Here is a 22258-nt window from a genome sequence, read left to right on the forward strand (position 1 = left end):
ACCTAAATACAGCGCCGTGGCGGGCGTTCTACTTCAGAATGCCCTTTTCCTTCAGCCAGGCTTCGGCTGCTTCCTTGGCACCCTGCTTCTGGCTGCCACTCACCGCACGGTTGAGGTTGATCAGGTCCTCTGTGGTGAGGATCCTGGACACCGAGTTCAGGGCTTCCTTCGCCTTGTCCGTCATCTTGGCCTCGTTGTACAGCGGGATCACCTGCTGGGCGATGAAGTTGTTCTTGGGATCCTCCAGGACCACCAGGTCGTTGTCCGCGATGGACGGGGTGGTGGTGTAGATGTCCGCCACCTGGACCTGGTCTTCCAGCAGCGCCTTAAGGGTCACCGGACCGCCGCCGTCGCTGAAGGGCTCCAGCTTCTTGGGCTCGCAGTTGTAGTTCTCCTTCAGGCCGGGCAGCCCATAGGCACGTTCAGCAAACGTTGCCGGAGCACCCACCACAATCTCACTGCAGACCTTGGCCAGGTCCTCGATGGACTTCAGCTGGTACTTTTCCGCCGTTGCCTTGGTGACAACCATGGCATCCTTGTTTTCCGCTTTGGAAGCTTCCGCAACCGCAAGGCCGTCGGGCAGCTTGTCCGGCAGCGCACCGGCGATGTCGTCCGCCGATTCCTCGGTGGCTTCCTTGTCTACGTGGAGCAGCAGGTTTCCGGTGTAGTCCGGGACCACATCCACCGAACCATCCTGGACAGCCTTGAAGTACACCTCACGGGAGCCGATATTCGGCTTGGTGGTGGCCGTGAGTCCTGCCGCGTTCAGCGCCCCGGCGTACAGTTCGGCGACGATCTGGCTTTCCGGGAAGTCCGCCGAACCCACCACGAGGGACGTTGCCTCGCCCGAGCCGCCTGCGCTGGTGGCCGGCGGATTGCTCAGGGGATCGGAACCACCGCAGGCGGACAGCGCCAGTGCCACGCCGAGCCCGGCGGCCAGGCCGCCCAGGGCCCGCCTGCCGAAGAGTTGGGGACGGCTTTCATTCATGACTTACCTCCTTGTACAACAGCCTCCGCGATTACGGGGTCTGTGAGATCGACCGCAGCCTGCTGGCTGCGGCGTGACTGCTTCGAGGCTCCCGATGCGAGGAAGAGCCTCTGGAAGAGGGACAGCACGAGGTCGACGGCGATGGCCAGGGCTGCGATCAGCAGGGAACCTCCCAGCATCTGCGGGAAGTCGCTGAGGACAAGGCCGTCGAAGAGGTAGCGGCCAAGGCCGCCCAGGTTGATGTAGGCAACGACGGAGACGGTGGCGATGACCTGCAGCACGCCAGTGCGGAAGCCGCCGAACATCACGGTCAGCGCGTTGGGCAACTCAGCGCGGAACAGGACCTGGAGTTCGGTCATTCCCATGGCCCGGGCGGCGTCCACCACGTTGCGGTCCACGCTCGAAATTCCGGCATAGGTGCCCGCGAGGAGCGGCGGTACGGTGAGGATGACCAGTGCCCAGACCGGGGGCATCAGGCCGATGCCGGCAAGCAGGACGAAGAGCGTCAGCAACCCGAGGGTGGGCAGGGCGCGCAGGGCCCCTGCGAGGGCAACGATGGCCACCCTCCCCCGGCCGGTGTGGCCGACGTACAGGCCAATGGGAACGGCGATTGCGGCAGCAATGAGCATCACCAGGCCGGTGTACTGCAGGTGCTCCGCGAGCCGGGCGGGAATGCCGGCGCTGCCGGTCCAGTTCTCCGGGTCGGCGAGCCATGCAAAGGTGTCGGTGAAGACGCTCATGCGTTGCCGCCTCCCGTTTTCGGTGCGGAAAGACGACGGGCGGCGGCCGCTTCCCCTGGTGAGTTGCCGCCCGCCGGTTGCGGCGTATTCCGCTTCCCGGCCCGCTCCCACGGCGTGAGGATCCGCTCCAGGAGGACCAGGAGGGCGTCCATCAGCAGTGCCAGGACCAGGATGGCGATGATCCCCACCACGATTTCGGTAACAAAATCCCGCTGCAGGCCGGACGTAAAGAGCATCCCCAGGTTTCCGATGCCCAGTAGGGCGGCCACGCTGACCAGGGAGATGTTGCTGACGGACACCACCCGGAGGCCGGCGAACAGGACAGGCAGGGACAGCGGCAGTTCCACCTGCAGGAACCGTGCCAGCGGCCTGTACCCCATGGCAACCGCAGCCTGGCTGACATCCTCACTTACGGAGTCGAAGGCGTCCAGGGCTGCACGGACCAGCAGTGCGACGGCGTAGATGGTCAGTGCCACCACCACGTTCAGCGGGTCCAGGATCCGGGTGCCGAGGATGGTGGGCAGGATGATGAACAACGCCAGGGACGGGATGGTGTACAGGAGCGAGGAGGCCGTCAGCACCACCGAGCGGAGCGTGCGGTTCTGCCGTGCGAGCTGCGCCAATGGGATAGAGATCAGCAGCCCCAAAACCATGGGGACAAGGGCGAGCAGCATGTGCTGGCCCGCGCGTTCCAGGACCATGCCGCTGTTGGCCAGGAACCACTCCATCAGAGTGCAGCCTGCCGTATCTGGCGTGCCTCTTCAATCAGGGCCAGGACTTCGCCGCCGCGGACCACGCCCAGGACTTTGCCCTCCGAATCCACTGCTACGCCAAGGCCCGACGGCGACGACAGGGCTGCATCCAGCGCCCGGCGCAGGCTCTCGCCCGGCCGGAACAGCGAGCCGCCGGGGATCAGGCCGGTGTCGGTGCCCGGTGTCGCCCAGCCCAGGGGGCGCATGTCCGCATCCACCACAAGCTGCCAGCCGCCGGCGGCTGCGGGGTCGGATTCGTGGCCCGAGGGACCGCGGACGACGGTCGGCACCGGGTGGACCGTGACGCCGTCGGACGGGGTGAACCCGAGGTGGCGGAAACCGCGGTCGCGCCCCACGAAGGAGGCCACAAAGTCGTTGGCCGGTGCACGCAGGATCTCCTCCGGCGTGGCGTACTGGGCGAGCCGTCCGCCGACTGCGAAGACAGCCACTTTGTCCCCCAGGACGGTGGCCTCATCGATGTCATGGGTAACGAAGACGATGGTCTTGGCGAGGTCCTTCTGCAGCCGCAGCAGTTCCTGCTGGAGTTCGTCGCGGACAACAGGGTCCACAGCACTGAAGGGCTCGTCCATGAGGAGGACGGGTGGATCCGCGGCGAGGGCGCGCGCGACGCCCACACGCTGCTGCTGCCCGCCGGAAAGTTGTGCGGGGTACCGCTTCCCCAGATGGCGGGCCAGCCCCACCACGTCCAGGAGTTCCTCGGCCCGTCTGCGGGCACCGGACTTTGATACGCCGTTCAGGCGGGGGACGGTGGCGATGTTGTCCACCACCGAGCGGTGCGGCAGCAATCCGGCGGACTGCATCACATATCCCATGGACCGCCGCAGCTCTGCTGCCGGCACCGAGGTGACGTCCCTGCCCCCAACAGTGATGGTGCCGGACGTGGGTTCAACCATCCGGTTGATCATGCGCAGCGAGGTTGTCTTGCCGCAGCCGGAGGGCCCTACAAAGACCGTGATGGAGCCCTTCCCAATGGACATGGAGAGGTCATCCACGGCCGGCTGCCCGCCCTGGTACTGCTTGGTCACGCTCTGAAACTCGATCATCGCCTGGTCCATGGTGCGGACTTACCTGTTCTGCTCGGACGGCGCGGGAAGCACCGCCACATTGTCATCAGCACGCTGATAGTTACGGTAGCCCAATCCTGGGCCGCCATCACCAGCAGCGGCACCAATTCCGGGCAAAGGAATCCCTACTGTGACCATTCGGAGCCGCAGGCGGCCCGGATGGGACGCCGTCCGGGGAGCGGGACCGGCAGGGCGGGGAAGCACTGAGCCGCCGGGGGCATACCGGCCTAAAGTGGGAGCGTGACCAACTTGGAGATATCACCCCAGCAGGAAGTCTGTCCGCCGGCGAGCGCCGAGGGAAGCCCGGGGCCGTGCCTGCAGTTGTGGCCGGAACGGGAAGTGCCGCTGGGTGGCGTGCGTGCCATGAATGTCCAGCGGACGCTGCCGCAGCGCGGCCTTCCCACCATCGGGGCGTGGTGCTTCCTGGACAGCTTCGGGCCGGACCGGACGGCCATGTCTGTCCTGCCGCACCCGCATATCGGCCTGCAGACGGTGACCTGGCCTTTGGCCGGCCACATCCGCCACCGGGACAGCGTGGGCAGCGATGTGGTGGTCCGTCCGGGGGAGCTAAACATCATGACGGCGGGTCACGGCGTGTCGCACTCGGAGTTCGCGGTGCTTCCGCCTGCCGGGGAGGAACTGCCTGTGCAGCGGGGCCTCCAGTTGTGGGTGGCGCTTCCGGATGGGGAACGGCACCGCCGGCCGGCCTTCGAACAGCACCGGGCACTGCCCCAGGCCAGAGGGAAAGGCTATACCGCCACCGTGATGGTAGGTGAGCTCGCGGGAGTCGCCTCCCCGGCCACCATGTACTCGCCCATTGTGGGAGCGGACGTTTCCTGTGAGGGGGCGGCGCTGCTGCCGCTGAACCCGGACTTTGAACACGGCATCCTGGTGCTTGACGGCGGCCTGGAGTTGGACGGCCAGGAACTTGGCCCGGGCCCGCTCGGCTATCTGGGCACCGGCCGGCAGGAACTCCAGGTCGAAGCCCTGCCCGGCACGCGCTTCCTGCTTATCGGCGGCGAGCCGTTCGAGGAGGAGCTGCTGATGTGGTGGAACTTCGTGGGCCGCACGCACGAGGAAGTGGAACAGGCCCGGGATGCCTGGGAAGCCCAGGACGGCGTGCCGGACGCGGAGGCGGCTGCCGCCCGCTACGGCCTGGTAGCGGGCCACGGTCCTGACGCCGGCGCCGAAGCCGGACGCATCCCCGCTCCCCCGCTTCCCGGTGTCCGGCTGACTCCCCGGAAACGCTCTGTCTAAACAGCGGGTCCAAACAGCGCGGCCAGTGCCGGCCGGTGCAGCAAACTGTCAGGCCGGCTCCGCCACCAGCTGCAGCACGCCGAAGACCGGTTCCTGGTCCAGCACCCGGACGTCCGTTACGCCAGCGCTTTCGAGGTGCCGGCGGAAGGACTCCTGGAGGGGTGCCACGTTCATTCCCAGGCCGCCGCCCAGGATGACGGGGCCGGTGATCCGCAGTTGGTCCAGGACCTGGAGCGCCAGGCCTGCCAGGTCCCGGCCGGCCTGGTCGAGCATTGCCTGGCTCGCGGGGTGTCCACCAGCTGCGGCTTCCACCACATGCCGGGCCTGCTGGGCCCAGAAGCGGCGGCCGGTGTGCGGGGAATGGAACAGGGCAATGAGCTTGTTGGGGTGCTCCACACCGCAGGATTGCAACAGCGCTGAGGTGAGCTGGTCGGCCGGCTGGCCCTGGTTCATCTGCCGGAGGCTGTGGCGCACCGCTTCGCGGCCCAGCCAGTAGCCGCTGCCTTCGTCCCCGAGCAGGTAGCCCCAGCCGCCCGCCCGGGCCTCATCGCCGTCGGAGTTCCTGCCCCAGGCGGCGGAGCCGGTGCCGGCGATCACCGCCACCCCGGTGCTTGCGTGCCCGGCAGCGAGCAGCAGGCGCGAATCATGCACCACGGTCACCCGGGCGCCGGGAACATGCGGCTGGATCAGCGAGGCAAGGGCTGCGGCGTCCTCGTCCGTGTCGATCCCGCCGGACCCTGCATACACCTGGGACACGCTGCCACCGCCGATCCGGGCGAAGAGGTCGGCGATGTTGCGCGCGGCCTCGTCGCGGGTGACGTTCTGCACGTTGGAGCTGCCTGCGGATTCATCGGCAACGGCGATCCCGTCCTCGAACCGGATGCCGTGGGTCTTGGTGCCGCCGATGTCCAGCCCGATAATGACACCGGCGGGCGGACGTGCTGTGGAAGGTTCGGCGGGACGTGCGGCGGGGTTTTCGGTGTTGGTCACGTCACAAGGGTACTGGCCGCGAAGGCGCCGGACCTCCGGGGCTGGACCGCCGCCGTCGGGAATCGCGGCCTCTTGCCCTGACCGTCAGCCGGTCCGCTGCCTGGCCAGCCCGGCCAGCAGCTGCGGGCCCTCGGCAACCACCATCTCCCGGAAGAGCCTGACCTGGACCGGTTCGGCATCGGGCTTCCTGCGCCGCCAGCTGATGCCCACCTCGCGGAAGGCCAGGGCTGAATCAAGGGGAACTTCCACCCAGCCCAGGTTTCCCGTCTCCGGGCTGACGGTCCGGCCCGGCGCGTCGCCCCCGGGCGGCAGGATGCTGACGCCCAGCCCCGCGGACACCAGCCCGCGGATGGTGTGGGAGTCCTGGCTTTCGAAGGCGATGCGGGGCCTGTATCCCGCTTCGCGGAACAGCGCGTCGGTCAGCGATCGCATGCCATACCCGGGCCCGAGCGCCACAAAAGGCTCCGTCCTGATGTCGGCCAGCGCCGCCGTCGTACGCCCCGCAAGGGGGTGACTGTGATGGACCACCAGGCGCAACGGCTCGCGGTACAGCGGGGAGGACTGCAGGTTCCTGCCGGCCGGCGCCACCGGGGCGGTCAGTGCCAGGTCCGCCCCGCCGGTCGCCAGTTCCTCCAGGCAGGCGTTCCGGGAGCCCTGGCTCAGGGTGAAGACGGCGCCCGGGTGGCGGCTGCGGAACACACTGATCAGCAGCGGCAGGGTTGCCTCGCCAAACGTGTGCTGGAAGGACACTGAGATCCTGCCCCGGACCACCTCCGATTCGTTGCGGACCAGGTCCAGCCCGGCCTGGAACTCCGCCAGGGCCTGCTCGATGTACGGCAGCAGGGTACGGGCAGCGGGAGTCAACCGGACGCCCCTGCCGTCCCTCACCAGGAGTTCGGTGCCGACGACGGCGCTGGCCCGCGCGAGTGCCCTGCTCACCGTGGACTGGGGTACTCCCAGCAGTTCCGCCGTTTCCGTTACGTGCTCCGTGCGCCCCAGCTCGGCCAGCACGGGAAGGAGGGGCAAGAGCTGCATGAGTTGCTTGTGGTCTGCCTCCATGGCTTGGCCTCCCTTTCCCCGACTCCCCCCAACTAGGTAGCGCTAACTGTCGTGTTGGGCACCGAAAACGACAGTTGCCGCTACCCAGTTGGGGAAGTATCCGAATTTGCTATCAGTTTTGCACAAAACATGCATTGGAGGTATGTATCGGGCAAGGGCTACGCTGGCGGCATGCCACACAATGCCAGCCTGACCGGCAGCGGTACGGAGCCGCGCTGGGACGGGCATGCCAAGGGATCACGGGCCTACGGCCGGATCCTCGCGGGCCTGTCCTTTGCCGGCGTGGCGACCTTTGCCCAGCTGTACTCCACGCAGGCGGTCCTGCCGCTGCTGGCAGCGGACCTCCGGATTTCCGCGGCCGAGGCCGCCCTCACGATTTCCCTGGCGACTGTGGGCCTTGCCGTCACGGTGATCCCCTGGTCCTTCCTCGCCGACCGGATCGGCCGCGTCAAGGCCATGACCTGGGGCATCTCCATCGCCACCGTGCTGGGCCTGCTGGTGCCGCTGGCGGACAGCTTCGGCATGCTGCTGGCCCTGCGCCTCCTGGAAGGCATGGCCCTGGGCGGGATCCCCGCCATCGCCATCGCCTATCTCAATGAAGAGGTGACCAAGGCGCACGCGGCGCTGGCGGCGGGAAGCTACGTGGCGGGCACCACGCTGGGCGGCCTTGCCGGCCGCCTGGTGGCCGGTCCCGCCGGAGAGTTGTGGGGCTGGCGCGCAGCGGCCCTGGCCGTTTCCGTCCTGGCAACGCTTGCCGCCGTCGCCTTCCTGGTGCTGGTGCCCCGGGCCCAGGGCTTCGTCTCCACACGGGCAGCCGGCCTGGGCGGCGCACTGCGCACCCTGGGCGGGCACCTGCGGAACATCTGGCTGCTGGCACTGTACGTCCAGGCCTTCCTCATGATGGGCGGCTTCGTTGCCGTTTACAACTACCTGGGCTTCCGGCTGTCCGGCGAGCCCTTCAGCCTTCCGGCCACCCTGATCAGCCTCATCTTCCTGGCCTACCTGTCCGGCACCGTCTCCTCGCGCTGGGCCGCAGGGCTGACGGTGCGCTTCGGACGGCGGAACATCCTGCTCGCCGGTCTGGGCCTGTCGACGGCGGGACTTGCCTTGACGCTGGCGCCGTCCCTCGCCCTGATCCTGGCAGGCCTGGTGGTGTTCACCGGCGGATTCTTTGCCGCGCACAGCATCGGGGCGGGCTGGACGGGAGCCATCGCCAGCACCGGACGCGCCCAGGCCGCATCGCTGTACAACCTCGCCTACTACCTGGGGTCCAGCGTCATCGGCTGGGCCGGCGGCCTGGTTTTCCAGTCCTGGGGATGGAATGCCCTGGCGGTGACCGTTATGGTCCTCGCCTGCCTCACGGCGGCCGCTGCCGCCGTCGTCCATTCCCGGACGGAACGGCCCTCCGCCTGACGCGCCGCAGGATCTGCCGCCTTCCAGCCTGAGCGAATTATCTGCTCCTCAAGGAGTGCCAATGTTCCTGAAATTCGGCCGTGCACGCTCATTCGGGCGTGAAAGCGCGGTATCCGCGGTCTAGGATGAACGCACCACCCTTGGAAGGAACCGCAGTGAGCACGAATCCCAGGAACACCAGGCCGGGAGCCCACCTGGAGCCGCTGGACGCCATCGACGAACGCCTGCTGGCTGCCCTCGTGGAGGACGCGAGGATCTCCAACAAGCAGTTGGCCGAACTGGTGGGCATAGCCCCCTCCACCGCCCTGATGCGGACGCGCGCCCTCTCGGAGCGGGGCATCGTGCAGGGCTACGAGGCCAAGCTCAGCCTCTCGGCCATCGGCAGGTCGGTGCAGGCGCTGGTTGCCGTGCGGCTTCGGGCCCACGACCGGGACCAGATTGACCGTTTCACCGCCCGGGTGCCGCACCTGCCCGCCGTGTTGTCCACTTTCCACACCTCCGGCTCCGTGGATTACCTGCTGCACATTGCCGTCGGAAGCACGGAGGACCTGCGGGACTGGGTGCTGGACAACCTCGCAACGGACCCCGTGGTGGGGCATACCGAAACCACGCTCGTCTTTGAGCACATCCAGGGCAACCACGGGCCACTTCCGGAGTAGTGGAGAGTTCGGCTAGCCCCTTCCGGGGTGGCGGCGCACCGTGTGCGCCAGTGTCACGACGGCCAGGGCAAGCGCCGCCGTACCGCACACGGCGACGAAATTGCCCACGGCAGCAGCCTGGCCGAATACCCCTGTTGCCCAGCCGAGCCCCAGGACCGGGACGGCACTGCCGAGGTAGGTGATGACGTACACCGTGCTGACAATCTGGGCGTGGCGGGCAGGCTCCACCCGGGCAGCCACCTCGTTGAAGACGGTGCGGAATGCCAAACCCTGGCCGGCACCGGCCGTCGCCGCCGCAAGCACCAGCAGCACAGGACTGTGCCACGCGCCGGCGGCGCCCAGCAGGAAGACGGATCCGCCAAGAACGGCCAGTCCGGCCGGAACGACGTAACGGCCGCGGACAGCCAGCAGCTGGCTGAGGGCTGACGTGCCCAGGGGGAGGCCTGCGAGCAATCCAATCAGCGGCCGGGATTCCGTCCCCAGCACCTGGGCGAAGTAACCGGGAGCCAGTGAGAGGCAGAACCCGAAAACAGCAAAGCTGAGGAAGCCGACGGCGGATGCCAGCCAAAATGCTGCCCGTGCGTCCTGCGACACGGACGGGCGCCGCGGCGCCAGTGCCTGCAGCGGCCTGGACGGCGAGGGCAGCATGATGGCCGGACGGGCCCGGAGCAGGTACAGCGGCACCAGAAGCGCGGCCAGCACCACGGAGTACACGGCGTAGGGAGCAGTGGTGGCTGCGGGCAGCAGGGACAGCAGCCCGCCGATGGCCGGGCCGGCAGCTACCCCACCCGCCGAGGCCAGCAGGGTGAAGCGGGACGCCCATTCCGGGCGGGACGGCAGCAGTTCACGCAGGGCCGCCGCGCTCGCACCCGTGGCCAGCGCAACAGCCACCCCTTGCAGCGCGCGCCCGGCACACAGCCCTGCCAGCGAACCCGCCCCGGCGAAGACCCAGCCGCCCGCCAAACCGGTGACCACGGCGAGAAGGAGTGCAGCACGGCGTCCGATGTGGTCCGACCAGTGCCCGGCCAGCATCAGCGTGGCCACGAGGGCAAGGACGTAACTGGCAAAAGCAGCCGTCACGTCCAGGGCGGAGAGCCCTAGCCCGGCCTGCAGGAGCGGGTAAAGCGGGGTGGCAAGGTTGGCTCCCACCAGAAGGACAAAAATGACGGCGCCCGCCATCACCAGCCGTGCCGTAGTGGAGGCATCCCATCCCGCTGCTGCGGACGGAGCGGGGCGCATACGGAGTTCGCTGAAGACCGTCATGAGGCCGCCTTCCGGTTTTGCCGCGGCGGGTGGTCCTTGTGGGAGCCCGGCGCGGCGTGAATAGGTGATGGCTCCAGAATGGAGCACTACTGCTCGTTTGAGCGGAAATACATGGAAGAATTGAGCAGGATCGTCAAAACCTGCACCCGCCGATGATGGAGAGTGACCATTTGGACAAGCTGGACCCTACCGACCTGAAGATCCTCCTGGCGCTGATCCGCGATCCCCGGATCCAGGTGGGCGAGCTGAGCGACTCGGTGGGTGTTGCCCGCAACACCGCCCAGTCCCGGGTCCGGCGGCTCATCCGGGCCGGAGTGCTGCGCCCGGGCGGGCGGGAAGTTGACCTGGAGGCAGTGGGCTATGACGTGGTGGCCTTCGTTACCATCGAAGTTTCCCACCGCGAGCTGGACGGCGTGGTGGCGGCGCTGCGGCTGATCCCCCAGGTCCTGGAGGTCCACGAGATATCGGGCCGCGGCGACGTCTGGTGCCGGGTGGTGGCCACGGATACACACAACCTGCAGGCGTCCCTGCGGCAGGTCCTGCGGATCAAGGGCGTCATCCGGACTGAGACTGTCCTGGCCCTGCACACGCACATCCCCTACCGGACCGAGCCCTTGATCAGCGGCCTCGCCAAGGCTGCGGGCAGCTGACCACTCCATCCCCGACGACGCTCCGCATCCCGGCCGGCGGCGGCCGGACGGCTAGGATTTCGAGAATGGATTGGCTCTCTTACGTTTCACAGATCAACTGGCTTGCGGTGCTGCTTGCCTTCGCGGCAACGATGGCCATCGGCTTCGTCTGGTACATGCCGGCGGTGCTGGGCAACCGGTGGATGGCCGCCATCGGCAAGACCGAGGACGACCTGAAAAACATCAGCGGCGGGGCCGGGATCTGGCTCCCCATGATGGTGGCAGCGGCGCTGACTGCCATCCTCCTTGCCGTCCTGATCAGCAAGCTTGGGCTGGACAACGCCCTGGCCGGCGCCTGGTTCGCCCTGGTTGTGGGGCTTGTTTTCAGGGCGGGCGGCCACGCCATCCACAATGGTTTCGCCGGGCGCCCGGCCGCCGTGACGCTGATCGACTCCGGCCATGACCTGGTAGCCATGACAGTCTCAGGGGCCATTATCGGAGCCATGTCCTGAGCATGCGGCCTATGCAGACCGGAGGCACCCGCCCATGACCATCATCGACAACGCTGTTTACGTGGACGGCGTGCGCCATGCCGAACCCGAAAACCTGGAGCAGACGTTCGAGACCCTGGCGCACCACGGCGGTATGGCCTGGATCGGGCTGTACCGCCCTACCGCCGAGGAGATGGCGGCAGTGGCCGCTGAGTTCGGGCTGCACTCCCTTGCGGTGGAGGACGCCATCTCCGCACACCAGCGCCCCAAGATGGAGCGCTACGAAGACAACCTGTTTACCGTCCTGCGGCCCGCCCGGTACCTGGATGCAAGCGAGACGGTGGAATTTGGGGAACTCCACATCTTCACCGGAAAAAACTTCGTGGTCACGGTGCGGCATGCGGAAATGGCCGGCGTGGCCCGTGTCCGGAAACGTTTGGAGGCACGTCCGGATCTTCTGCGGCACGGCCCGGAGGCAGTGCTGTATGCCCTCCTGGACAGGGTGGTGGACGACTACGCTCCCGTGGTGGCCGGGCTTGAAAACGACATCGACGAGATCGAGGACCAGCTCTTCAGCGGCGACACCACCGTGTCGCGGCGGATCTACGAACTGGCCCGTGAAGTAATCCAGTTCCAGCGTGCCATCCACCCGCTGCCGGACATGATGCACCAGCTGAAGCGGGGGTTCGCCAAGTACGGTGTTGAGACCGAGCTCCAGCACAGCCTCCGGGACGTGGAGGACCACGTGGAACGGGTGATTTCCCGGGCAGACTCCTTCCGGGACCTCCTGCAGAACGCCCTGACCCTGGACGGAACCCTGACAGCGAACCGGCAGAACGAGGCGAGCGCGGTGCAGAACGAGCAGGTGAAGAAGATTTCCTCCTGGGCTGCAATCCTGTTTGCGCCGTCGTTCGTGGCCGGCATCTACGGCATGAACTTCGACCACATGCCCGAGCTGCACTGGGACCTGGGCTATCCGATGGCCATCGGCCTCATGGCGGCGACGGCCTTGGCCATGTACGCCATCTTCAAGAAGAAGGGCTGGCTGTAGCCGGCACCTAAACGCAGCCGGCCAGGATTCCGGCAATGGCGTCGCGCTCCGCCGGGGTCACCCACAGCCGGTACTTCGCCTTCACGGAGGTCTGCCGGGCAACATACTCGCAGCGAAACGCCTTGTTCGGCGGGAGCCACGTCGCGGCGTCCTTGTCACCCTTGGCACTGTTGGTGGGCCCGTCCGCGGCCATCAGGTTCAAGGGGTCATTGGCCAGTTGGCGCCGCTCTTCGTCGCTGAGTTGCCGGGCACCCTTCTGCCAGGCATCGGAGAGGGCAACGATGTGGTCGATCTGGACCGCGGTGCTGGTGTCCTGGCCGCGGACAAAACTGATGGTGGTGCCGGTGTACTTGTCGGCCAGCGTGCCGGTGGCCACCACACAGTTCCGCGTGCCGGGCTTGAACGTCTCACCCTCAAGGTCGCGGGCGAGGATGTCGTTGCGGGTATCGCAGCCGTTGCGGTCCACATCCGCCCATGCGGGCCCGAACTCGTCCCGGCTGTAGCCGGTCTTCGGTGCCCGGCCCTTGACCGGAATGGTTTCCAGCCGGGCAAGCGCGGCAGCGGCTTCTTCAGGGTTGGATGACGACGGCGATGCCTGGGCCGCAGCATCACAGCCGGCGAGAGTGCCTGCAAGCAGAAGGCTGGTAAGAACGGCTATGGACCTGGCAGCGGAGAAGTTGATCGTCATGTTCCTTCACGGATGCGGCGCGCCCGTGGCCTGGACCGTGCTTTTGTGTGGAGACCGTGCATTGTGTGGAGCTAAGGAGATTCGAACTCCTGACCTCTTCGATGCGAACGAAGCGCTCTACCAACTGAGCTATAGCCCCGGAACTGGCCGCCCTCGCGGTGCGTGTGCGGAACCGGTGACCCTAGGCTACAAATTTTCCCCGCTCAATGCCAACCGGCGCGCCAACGGATACGCATCCAAGGTGATTACCGGCGTCGGGCATTGCATTGGGGCCCGCGGCACGTGCTTCCTAGGCGCGGCGGCGCTGCAGGACGTCGTCGAGGTTGCTGAGGGCGCTCTGCGCCTTGGTGAGCTGCTGGTCCTCTGCTGCCGCCGGGGCAGCAGGCGGAGCGGCTGCCGCACCCTGCTTCAGGGAGGGCTTGCCCACGGCTTTCGGGGCCGCCGGCAGCTCAAGCGGTCCGGGCTCCGGGCGCTCGGCCTTGGCAGCTTCCACGTACACGGGCTTGGGAACCTCAACGGGCTCCCATGGAGTGCGTGAAGGAGTTTTCGACGCCGCTGCTGCCGCACTGGCATCACCCGCAGCCACGGCTACAGCCAGTGCCGCCGCGCGAAGTTCCTGTGCTGTCAGCTGCTGGGCCTTGGGCTGGTGCGCCTCGGCATCAAAAAGGGGGCTTTCCGGGCGGGCAGGAGCAGCTTCAGGCTTGGGCGGGATGTGCTCGGTGGCATCAGGGCGCCGAGCCGGTGCACTCATTGCCGAGCGAAAGGCCGCATCGACTTTCGCCTTGCGGTCCCGGATAGCCAGCCAGCGCAGAATGGCGACGGATGCCGCGGTCAGCGCTGCGCAGGTCAGCGGGAGGACGGGCGAGCCGAGCCCGAAGGGCAACAGCACCCCGGAGACAAACGCCGTCAGCAGGGACAGAAACCCGACGAGAGCCAGGGCCGTACGGCCGTAGCGGATCCGGAAACGGCCCGCAGGTGCGGGGCCGCCGGCACTGGAAGCCGGTCCGGCGCTCTTCCTGGTTTCCATTGCTTTCTCCTGCTGGGCGGCGATTTTCAGTACCAAACCGGCTGGTGGTTCAGGTCTTTCATCGGCTGGTGCGTCTGCCGGAAAGTCACCGGCGGGCTGGAACTGGTGCCGGCGGTTCCGGAGGACGTACGGGGCAACCCACACAATCCAGAGCACGACGGCAACCACAAGGATCACTGAGCTGCTAAGGGGGAAGTCCACACTCAAAACCGTATGAGCATCACATGGTATGGCGTGGCATTAGCTTCGGTGTGTCGCGGCCCGGCTCGCAAATGAGTGGATTTATGACGGGCGGGACGCCAGCCAGGGGCCCAGCAGGCCGTCCGGGACTTCCTCGGACGTCAGTGCGAAGGACCGGTGGTCAGCCCAGTCGCCGTTGATGTGCAGGTAGCGGGGACGGTACCCCTCGTCCCGGAAACCCAGTTTCTCCACCACCCGCAGGCTGGGCCCGTTTTCCGGCCGGATATTGATTTCCATCCGGTGCAGCCCCAGCGTCTGGAAACAATGGTCGGTGACGAGCGCCACCGCAGTTGGGGCGATGCCCCGCCCGGCTTTCGCCTGGTCCACCCAGTACCCCAGCGTTGCCATCATGGCTGATCCCCACACGATGGACGAGACGGTCAGCTGGCCGATGATGACCGGATTCCTGCTGCCGGGCACGCGCTCGGTAATGACGAACGGCAGCGCAGTGGCCTGGGCCGCCTGCGCATTCAGGGAGCGCACCATCTGCCGGTAGTCCGGCAGGCCTCCGCGCGGGTCAGGATTGGACGCTTCCCACGGTGCCAGCCACTCGGTGTTGCGGGAACGGACTTCAGTCCACTCTTTTTTGTCCCGGTACCTGATGGGGCGCAGGACCAGGTCGCCGCATTCCAGGGTTACGGGCCAGACAGGGCCAAGGCGCATGGCGCTACTTGGAAAGGCCGCTGGTGAAGCCCGGCAGCCACTCCCGCAGGCCGGGACCCAGATCGTCGCTGTCGATGGCGAGCTGGACGCACGCTTTCAGGTAGCTCAGCTTGTCGCCTGTATCGTAGCGGCGCCCGCGGAACACCACGCCGTAGACGCCGTGGCCTTCGCCGTCACCGGTGGCCAGTTCCTGCAGGGCGTCGGTCAGCTGGATCTCGCCGCCACGCCCCGGACCGGTGCGCTCAAGGACACCGAAGACGGCCTGGTGCAGCACATAGCGGCCAATCACGGCCAGGTTGGACGGTGCTTCGTCGGCGGTGGGCTTCTCCACCAGCCGGTTGATGCGCACGTACCCTTCGCCGTCGATCTCCTGGATATCAGCGCAACCGTAGGCGCTGATCTGTGAGGGTTCCACTTCGATAAGCGCGACGACGGAGCCCCCGGTTTTGGCCTGCACGTCGATCATGGTGCTGAGCAGTTCGTCCCGGGCATCGATGAGGTCGTCGCCCAAAAGGACGGCGAATGCCTCGTCGCCAACATGCTGCTTGGCGCGAAGCACCGCGTGGCCCAGGCCGTTGGGGTCCCCCTGGCGCACATAGTGGATGTCACCGAGGTTGCTGGCCGCCTGGATGGACGCGAGCTTCTCGGTGTCACCCTTGTCCGCCAGCGTGGACTCCAGCGCCGGGACGCGGTCAAAGTGGTCCTCCAGCGCCCGCTTGTTCCGTCCCGTGATCATCAGGACATCGTTGAGACCCACGTGGACGGCTTCCTCAACCACGTATTGGATGGCAGGCTTGTCCACCACGGGAAGCATTTCCTTGGGCATGGCCTTGGTGGCAGGAAGGAACCTGGTACCCAGCCCGGCAGCGGGGATGACGGCTTTGCGAACTCTCGGGTTACTGGTACTCACCGGACTAATCTAACGTCAGCGTCAAGCATTCAGTAATCTAAGGACCGGCCGCCACCTGCCTGGGGGCGCCACGGAAACCGCCAAACGGCGGGCAACGGAGGACATGCACCATGCCTGAAAAGACGAACACGAGGCACGCCTTCGACGCTGCCGCCAAGGACGGCATCCGCACAGCGCACCGGCGGCGCAGGGCAACGCTGACTCCCGCCGATCTGGAGGCCGCCGGGGCTGCCCTCGCCGTCCACGGTGCGGCGTGGGCGGAATCCCTCTCCGGCGGGAAGCCGGCCACGTTCTGCGTGTACCTGGGCATCGGTGTGGAACCGCCCACCCTTCCCCTGATCACCGCCCTCCACGGCAACGGCCACCAGGTCCTGCTTCCCGTCTGCGAACCCGGCAGGGAACTCAGCTGGGTTTTCTGGAGCCCGCAGGCCGGGTTCGAGCGCAGCAAGTATGCGCCCATCCTGGAACCTGCCGGGCCCCGGCATGGGCCCGATGTGGCGGGCGAAGCGACTGCCCTGTTCATCCCAGCAACCGCAGTGGATCTTGAGGGCAACAGGGTGGGCCAGGGCGGCGGCTACTATGACAAATTTCTTGGTCATCTTGCGACCGCCGGGAAGGAAATTCCGCTGGCCGCTGTTATCTACGACGATGAACTGCTTCCGGCCGGGCACATTCCCGCTGAAGAGTTCGACCGTCCCGTACCCGCCGTCCTGGCACCGTCCGGGCTCAGGTCGCTCGCCAGCGGAGTTTGAGCCCAGGTGGCGGGGGCGCCGGAGGATGATAGAATTAGCACTCAGGCCCTGCGACTGCTAATGGATTACCAGGTGGCAGCACGGGACCTCTCGTTTGCCCAAGAGGAGGAGCACCAGTGCCAACATATGCTTACGCCTGCAAGGATTGCGGCCATGCCTTCGATATTGTCCAGTCTTTCTCGGACAGCTCATTGACGTCCTGCCCCGAGTGTGAGGGCACCCTGCGCAAGAAGTTCAACAGCGTGGGCGTCGTGTTCAAGGGCTCGGGCTTCTACCGCACCGACTCCCGCGACTCCAAGGGCAGCACCGTGTCTGCAGCTCCCGCGGCGCCTGCGTCCACCGCACCGGCTCCCGCAGCTGCCCCAGCGGCCTCCGTTCCGGCGGCTGCCGCCAGCTGATTCAGCGTCCGCCATTTCGACGGCGGCCCCGCGCCTTGTGACTGGACGTCCCCTTCGGATGTTGTCCACATAGGAGCGGGGCCGCTGTCGTTTGCTTTTGCAACGCCCTTAGCGTGGGGTTATGCCTGCACACCCGCTTCGCGCCCGCCGGGACACCCCCGGGTTCCTCCACCGCAACCGGAGGCCCCGTCCTGCCCGCCGTTCCAGGACCAGCCGCCCGGCTGCGAAATTCGCGGGATGGCTGAGCCGCAACCGGCGCCTTGCCGTCGCACTGCTTCTGTGCGCGGCGGCAGCACTCACGGTCCATCAGCTGACTCCGGCACCGGTTTACACCGTGAGCGCACTGGCTGCCGCCCGGGACCTTCCGGCCGGGTCGGCCATGGCGGCGGCAGACCTTGCCCAAGTACAGGTGCCTCCGGGCATGCTGGCGGACGGGTTCCTCCGCGACCAGGCCGAGGCGGCCGGGAAACAACTGGCAGCACCGCTGCGCAAGGGCCAGTTGCTGACGGACGCCCAGCTGGTGGGTCCCGGCCTGCTGACGGGCAGCGCGCCGGGTTCAGCTGCCGTTCCCTTGAGGATGGCCGACCCCTCGTCCATCCAGCTGGTGTCCCCGGGCCAGCTGGTCAACGTGGTACTGACAGCAGCCAACGGCTTCGACCAGCAGGAACCGTCGGAGGTCCTTGCATCCGGTGTGCCGGTGCTGTGGACGTCCACAAAGGGCGGCCAGGGCGGGCAATGGCTCGGAACCCAGGAGACCGACGGGCTGATTGTGGTGGCCGCCGATGCAGCACAGGCAGCCCGGCTCGCCGGGGCGTCAACCCAGGGCAAACTGTTTTTCGTCCTGGTGGGACCTCCCTGACCGGCCGCAGAAAACTACTCCCGAGCTACCGCTCGGCGTCAGCCCCAGTGCGGCGGTTTCTGTTCCTTCAGCCAGGCGTCGTGGTCGTCCTCGCGGTCGCCCCAGGCGCGGGGATCGTCTTCCGACGCCGTCCTGGGCAGGATTCCCTCGGTACCACCCTGCACGGGCCCGGGAGCCGGAGCGGCCGCGGTGTCAGCCGAGGCCGACCTGCCGTCGGCAGCGCTGTTGTTCTTCTCTTCGCTGGCCATGTGGCCCGCCTCCTTGCTGCTGTCCGTTTCACCCTGCACCGGCTCACCCTCTACGGGCTCAACCCCGGCGTGCCCGCCGGCAGGCTGCCCAACCTGGGCGTCGGCCATGTCGCCGGCCCGGCGTCCTGAAGCCGGGCGGGTGGAATGCCTTACGTAGGAAACCGGGGCGGGCTGAGCGGCGTCAATATCATTGAGCGCCTGATCAACGTCGTCGTCAAGGAAACCGACAGACGCCGGCCGCGCCGGAAGCGCCATCTTTTCCAGGCCCAGGTACCCTGCGATCCGGTCAGCGCAGGCTGACGGATCGGTGAACACCTCAATGGTCCACAGCGGCATGTACCGCCAGCCCAGGCGCTCCAGCAGCTGCGGCCGCAGCCGGCTCCGCTCCCGGACACTCATGGTGCGGTACTGTTCGGTGCCGTCGGACTCAATGGCCACAGGCCACGGGAGGTCGGCGTCGTCCTGGCCCATGGTGTTGAGTGGATCAGCGGCTGCCACCACATCAATGGCGCCGTCGTACTGGTGCCAGACCCGTGCACCGCGTGCACGCAGGCGGTCCCCCAGGTCCGCAACCAGCGGGTCGGCGCCAAGCGCCTGCTCGCTGGCGGCGGCGCGCGACGCGGGAGTGCCGAGATCGGTGTTTCCCGAGATCTCCCGGTCCAGGAGTGCGTATAGGTCCACGGCTCCGTGCGTCAGCCGGGTGTGGTCCAGGTCTTCGGGGCGGAAGCACGTCAGGACATGCATGGAGCGCCGGGCGCGGGTCATGGCCAGGGCAAACTTTTCGCGGCCTCCCTCGGCCGAGAGCGGCCCGAAGCTGTGCAGGGCACGCCCGTGCGGGGTCCGGCCGAAGCCCGGCGAGAAAATGACGTGGTCGCGCACCAGGCCCTGCGCGCGTTCCAGGTCGACGACCCGGAAGGATTCGGGACCGGCGCCGAAGAATCCGGCGAGGCCCGGATGGTTGGGCAGCTGGAGGCGAATGGACTCGCTGATCCGGGCGGCGTGCCGCAGGCTGGCAGTCACCACGGCGAGGGAGGTACGCGGCCGCAGCCGTGCGTGCTCAAAGACCAGCTCCACCACCCGGTTGACTTCTGCCACCACGGACTCGACGCCTTCGTGGTCTGCACTGGGCAGCCCTGTTCCGTCCGGCAGGTATTCCACCAGCAGGGACCGGTCCAGCCCTGTGGCGGACTGGCCCTCCGGCAACCGGCGCAGGCCGCCGTCGTAAAAGTTCTTGCTCAGCTGCAGGACCAGGTCCTCGTCCACCGCACGGTAGACGAAGTTCAGCCGCCACACCGGCAGCACGGCCGACAGGGCAGTAAATGCGCTCTCAACGCGGTGGTGCGCCGACTCCCCCGGGGCCAGCCGTTCCACCCCGACGGTGAAGGTGCGCGGGCTGGCAATCCGGGAGTCGCCGAAGGCGATCACCTGGCGGGCGCGGGCGATGGACGGCAGGACGGCCTGCAGCGAGGTGGCTTCTGCGTCGAGGATGACCACCGCGTCAAAATGCTGTTCGGCCGGAAGCAGTCCGGTCATCAGGTAGGGACTCACGGACCAGACGGGAACCAGGGTCCCGATCAGGTCAGGCGCCTGTGCCGTCAGTGCCGGCAGGGACACCCGGCCGTCCTTGAGCAGGCTGCGCAGGAGGTCGGCCTGGCGGGGCTGGTCCGCGATGGCTGCCCGCCACCGCTCTGCGAGGTCCCAGCGAAGACGTGCGGCGCCGCTGGCAATGTGCGCGTTGTCGGCCAGCCGGTACTCGGCTTCCAGTTGCCGGAGGGCATCGCCGTCGGACATCGCCAGGTAGTCATCGCCGCTGATCATCGCTTCGAGGGCAGACTGCCACCAGGCCAGCTCCAGCTCCGCTGCCACGGAGCCCGCGGGAACTTCCCGTTCCGCGAGGTCGGCCAGGAGCTCCCCCAGCCCGTGCTCGCGCATGTTCTCCACCAGGAGCGTGCGTTCCGGCAGGGTCTTGAGCGTGTCGCTGTCCGCCACCAGGCGCTCGAGGCGCTCCATGAGCTCTTCATAGCGGACGCGGGACAGTGCGCCGCCCGCTTCCGTGTGCTTCAGGGCCTCTCCCAGCTGGGTGAGCTGGCGGTCCAGTTCCCGGTACATCGCGTTCATTTCGGCGAGCCCCGAGGGAACGGCAGGATGCCTCTGGGTGGTGGCATAGCCGGCCCACAGTGCCCGTTGCTCCTGAACCAGCATCAGCGAGCTGTGAAGGTCGGCGATGTGGACTCCCGGCCGGACGTATTCCTTGGCCACCCTGCGCAGGCGCGACCGCTGCATGGACGTCATCTCGATGCCGCGTTCCCGCCGCCATGCGGACGGAGCGGTAGCGGAGATCAGGTCAGTGACAGGCCTGTCGAAGATGTCCGGCGTGAACTTGTCCAGGCTCCCGCGGACGGCCACGAGCAGCTCGAGCTGCTCGCCCCACTCGGCGAAGGAAGCGCCCAGCCGGATTTCCGCGTGCTCGGCGACGGCGTTCATGCGGTCCCGCAGGAGGGGCAGGCTCTTTTCCACGGCGCGGACAAGATCCTGGGCTTCCTCGGTTTCCTTGCGGGTGAGGAGCCGGGCGCCGTGCCACGGGCTGGTGGTGGAGGCTTTGCTGAAGCTGCCCAGCTCTGCCGCCCGGCGGAGCCTGCCGGCGAGCTCGTCGCGGTCGCGGATGTTGTCCAGGACGCTCCGCTTCAGCCGCACGGTGGTGGCGGGGGCCGGATGGATGGACGTGAGCTCGGCCAGGGACTGCATGGCCTGGTAGGGCGAGCACCCCCAGCGCTGGCGGACGTTGTGCAGCGATGCCACATGGTCCATCAGGGCGTGGCGGTGTTCGGTCAGGGTGGTGTGCAGGTTCCCAAGCTGGGGTTCCAGGGACTTCTCGTTGCGGACGATGGCCCGCACCAGCTGGGCCTTCAGCTGCTGGGCCGTGACGTTCCCGGACAGCTGGAACAGGATGGACTCGAGGCCGAGGGACTCCAGCTGGCCGGAGACCTCGTTCAGGCTGGCACGGCGGTCGCCCACCACCAGGACGGTCTTGCCCTCATCCACCAGGGCACCGATGGTGTTGATGGCGGTCTGCGTCTGTCCTGTTCCGGGAGGGCTGCTCACCACCAGGGAGTCGCCGGCGCGGGCGGCGTCGATGACGTACTGCTGGTCCGTGTCAGCGTCCAGCAGGAGGAGTTCGTCCTGGAGGTGCCTGCTGTCCAGGGGCGGGAAGCGGGAAGGATCCGGTTCCTCGACGTCCACCACTTCGCCACCCGCGGCGGTGGCCAGGGCGGACACGAGCGGGTTGGTGTCATTGATCCAGGGGTCGTCCAGGTTTCCCGAGAGGTCAGCGAAGGTGGAAACCAGGAGGTTGTGCTGGGCCTCGGCTCCGTGGATGGGCCTGATCAGGGTGCCCAGCCGGTCCAGCACGGGCTGCGGATCGAAGCGGGCGGTGCTGTAGGCAAGGCGGGTGACGGCGTTGACGTCAAAAACGATGCCATGCACGTTTTTGAGGTGCCGCACCAGGGCCGGGTTGATGTGGGCCTGTTCGGTCAGCTGGAGTTCGTAGTCGTCCTCCCCCGGCCGGACGGTCAGGGAGATGGCAGTCAGCATCACCGGTGCCGAGACGCGCTGGGGCTTGCCTCCGACGGCGGATGTCCACACCACGGTGCCGGCGGAGAGGTAGCCGGCGTCGATCCCGCGGTCGTTGGCGAGTTCGAAGATCTTGGACCTGATGTTGCGCGAGGCCCTGGCCGCCACCACGTATTGCTGCCGGTCCCGGATGAGGGTGGACAGCCGGGTGCGGCGCCCGGCCATGAGCTGCGCCAGGCCTGAGGGGTGGGCGTGGGTCAGGTCGATGGAGCCTTCGGGGGTTTTGGTAAAGCGCAGCATCGTGTCTGCCCCGGTGACGGGTTTAAGCCCGGACAGCCATTTGCGAAGCTCTTCCGAGCCTTCCGGGTGGCCTTGACCAACTGACACTACTGCCTTCTTTTCTGCGTTTGCACGTGACGCCCTGGACCATACCGGCATAGGTTCGAGCGTAGCCGCTTCCACGCCCGGACTGAGAGACCGCAACACTGCAGTGCCCTAATTTGCGGGAGATTTCACCCCGGAACAG

At 67.3% G+C, this 22258-nt stretch carries 21 protein-coding genes and 1 tRNA gene; 9 read left to right on the forward strand and 13 right to left on the reverse strand.

What is annotated here, in order from left to right:
* Positions 1–28: 28 nt before the first annotated feature.
* Genes P2Q66_RS01375 through P2Q66_RS01390 form a run of 4 tightly spaced genes read right to left on the reverse strand, consistent with a single transcriptional unit; the run spans position 29 to position 3556 of the window.
* Positions 29–988, reverse strand: a complete 960-nt coding sequence (locus P2Q66_RS01375; RefSeq protein ID WP_275724975.1) for an ABC transporter substrate-binding protein — start codon at positions 986–988, stop codon at positions 29–31.
* Positions 985–1728 (reverse strand): ABC transporter permease, encoded by a 744-nt coding sequence (locus tag P2Q66_RS01380; RefSeq protein ID WP_115525152.1) that lies wholly within the window; start codon positions 1726–1728, stop codon positions 985–987. The genes P2Q66_RS01375 and P2Q66_RS01380 overlap by 4 nt, the downstream gene beginning before the upstream one ends.
* Positions 1725–2456, reverse strand: coding sequence for an ABC transporter permease (locus P2Q66_RS01385; RefSeq protein ID WP_275724976.1), 732 nt, complete (start codon positions 2454–2456; stop codon positions 1725–1727). The genes P2Q66_RS01380 and P2Q66_RS01385 overlap by 4 nt, the downstream gene beginning before the upstream one ends.
* Positions 2456–3556, reverse strand: a complete 1101-nt coding sequence (locus P2Q66_RS01390; RefSeq protein ID WP_275724978.1) for an ATP-binding cassette domain-containing protein — start codon at positions 3554–3556, stop codon at positions 2456–2458. Before P2Q66_RS01390 ends, P2Q66_RS01385 begins: the two co-directional genes overlap by 1 nt.
* A 249-nt stretch (positions 3557–3805) precedes the next feature.
* Between P2Q66_RS01390 and P2Q66_RS01395 the strand changes: the two genes are divergently transcribed.
* The gene (locus P2Q66_RS01395) at positions 3806–4822 is read left to right on the forward strand and encodes a pirin family protein (protein ID WP_275724980.1); all 1017 of its coding nucleotides are present in this window, start codon (positions 3806–3808) and stop codon (positions 4820–4822) included.
* Between the two features lie 48 nt (positions 4823–4870).
* Here the strand turns inward: P2Q66_RS01395 and P2Q66_RS01400 are convergent, their stop codons facing one another.
* Entirely contained in the window at positions 4871–5812 is a 942-nt protein-coding gene (locus tag P2Q66_RS01400; RefSeq protein ID WP_275724981.1) for a BadF/BadG/BcrA/BcrD ATPase family protein, read from the reverse strand.
* Between the two features lie 84 nt (positions 5813–5896).
* The gene (locus P2Q66_RS01405) at positions 5897–6871 is read right to left on the reverse strand and encodes a LysR family transcriptional regulator (protein WP_275724983.1); all 975 of its coding nucleotides are present in this window, start codon (positions 6869–6871) and stop codon (positions 5897–5899) included.
* Between the two features lie 171 nt (positions 6872–7042).
* Here P2Q66_RS01405 and P2Q66_RS01410 point away from each other — a divergent pair, with 171 nt between their 5' ends.
* Complete coding sequence (locus tag P2Q66_RS01410; protein WP_275724985.1) at positions 7043–8284, forward strand: MFS transporter; 1242 nt, start codon at positions 7043–7045, stop codon at positions 8282–8284.
* A gap of 155 nt (positions 8285–8439) precedes the next feature.
* Positions 8440–8943 carry an Lrp/AsnC family transcriptional regulator gene (locus P2Q66_RS01415; protein WP_079597362.1) on the forward strand — a complete coding sequence of 168 codons (504 nt, stop codon included), beginning with the start codon at positions 8440–8442 and terminating at the stop codon, positions 8941–8943.
* Positions 8944–8955: 12 nt separating this feature from the next.
* On the opposite strand, the gene P2Q66_RS01420 is transcribed toward P2Q66_RS01415, so the two are convergent.
* Positions 8956–10206 carry an MFS transporter gene (locus tag P2Q66_RS01420; RefSeq protein ID WP_275724988.1) on the reverse strand — a complete coding sequence of 417 codons (1251 nt, stop codon included), beginning with the start codon at positions 10204–10206 and terminating at the stop codon, positions 8956–8958.
* A 152-nt stretch (positions 10207–10358) separates the two neighbouring features.
* On the opposite strand from P2Q66_RS01420, the gene P2Q66_RS01425 reads away from it, so the two are divergent.
* From P2Q66_RS01425 to corA, 3 genes are all read left to right on the forward strand, one after another.
* Positions 10359–10856 (forward strand): Lrp/AsnC family transcriptional regulator, encoded by a 498-nt coding sequence (locus P2Q66_RS01425; RefSeq protein WP_115525159.1) that lies wholly within the window; start codon positions 10359–10361, stop codon positions 10854–10856.
* Between the two features lie 65 nt (positions 10857–10921).
* A complete protein-coding gene (locus P2Q66_RS01430) occupies positions 10922–11347 on the forward strand; it encodes a DUF1761 domain-containing protein (RefSeq protein WP_079597365.1) in 426 nt (141 codons plus the stop codon).
* Between the two features lie 34 nt (positions 11348–11381).
* Positions 11382–12377 (forward strand): magnesium/cobalt transporter CorA, encoded by a 996-nt coding sequence (gene corA, locus P2Q66_RS01435; RefSeq protein WP_275724989.1) that lies wholly within the window; start codon positions 11382–11384, stop codon positions 12375–12377.
* 7 nt (positions 12378–12384) lie between these two features.
* Here the strand turns inward: corA and P2Q66_RS01440 are convergent, their stop codons facing one another.
* From P2Q66_RS01440 to galU, 5 genes are all read right to left on the reverse strand, one after another.
* Positions 12385–13065, reverse strand: coding sequence for an HNH endonuclease family protein (locus P2Q66_RS01440; protein WP_275724990.1), 681 nt, complete (start codon positions 13063–13065; stop codon positions 12385–12387).
* 66 nt (positions 13066–13131) lie between these two features.
* Positions 13132–13204 (reverse strand) — tRNA-Ala (locus P2Q66_RS01445).
* A gap of 150 nt (positions 13205–13354) precedes the next feature.
* Positions 13355–14293, reverse strand: coding sequence for a hypothetical protein (locus tag P2Q66_RS01450; protein WP_275724991.1), 939 nt, complete (start codon positions 14291–14293; stop codon positions 13355–13357).
* An 81-nt stretch (positions 14294–14374) separates the two neighbouring features.
* A complete protein-coding gene (locus P2Q66_RS01455; protein WP_275724993.1) occupies positions 14375–14995 on the reverse strand; it encodes a GNAT family protein in 621 nt (206 codons plus the stop codon).
* Positions 14996–14999: 4 nt separating this feature from the next.
* The gene (gene galU / locus P2Q66_RS01460; RefSeq protein ID WP_079597370.1) at positions 15000–15905 is read right to left on the reverse strand and encodes a UTP--glucose-1-phosphate uridylyltransferase GalU; all 906 of its coding nucleotides are present in this window, start codon (positions 15903–15905) and stop codon (positions 15000–15002) included.
* A gap of 110 nt (positions 15906–16015) precedes the next feature.
* Here galU and P2Q66_RS01465 point away from each other — a divergent pair, with 110 nt between their 5' ends.
* From P2Q66_RS01465 to P2Q66_RS01475, 3 genes are all read left to right on the forward strand, one after another.
* On the forward strand, positions 16016–16657 hold the full coding sequence (locus P2Q66_RS01465; RefSeq protein ID WP_275724995.1) for a 5-formyltetrahydrofolate cyclo-ligase: 642 nt from the start codon (positions 16016–16018) through the stop codon (positions 16655–16657).
* Between the two features lie 116 nt (positions 16658–16773).
* Complete coding sequence (locus P2Q66_RS01470) at positions 16774–17055, forward strand: FmdB family zinc ribbon protein (protein WP_275724996.1); 282 nt, start codon at positions 16774–16776, stop codon at positions 17053–17055.
* 121 nt (positions 17056–17176) lie between these two features.
* The gene (locus P2Q66_RS01475; RefSeq protein WP_275724998.1) at positions 17177–17914 is read left to right on the forward strand and encodes an RcpC/CpaB family pilus assembly protein; all 738 of its coding nucleotides are present in this window, start codon (positions 17177–17179) and stop codon (positions 17912–17914) included.
* 38 nt (positions 17915–17952) lie between these two features.
* Here P2Q66_RS01475 and P2Q66_RS01480 read toward each other — a convergent pair whose 3' ends face one another.
* A complete protein-coding gene (locus tag P2Q66_RS01480) occupies positions 17953–22170 on the reverse strand; it encodes a DUF4011 domain-containing protein (protein ID WP_275725000.1) in 4218 nt (1405 codons plus the stop codon).
* Between the last annotated feature and the right edge of the window lie 88 nt (positions 22171–22258).

This window comes from Arthrobacter sp. Cr_A7 (genome assembly GCF_029222765.1).
Classification (GTDB): Bacteria; Actinomycetota; Actinomycetes; order Actinomycetales; family Micrococcaceae; genus Arthrobacter.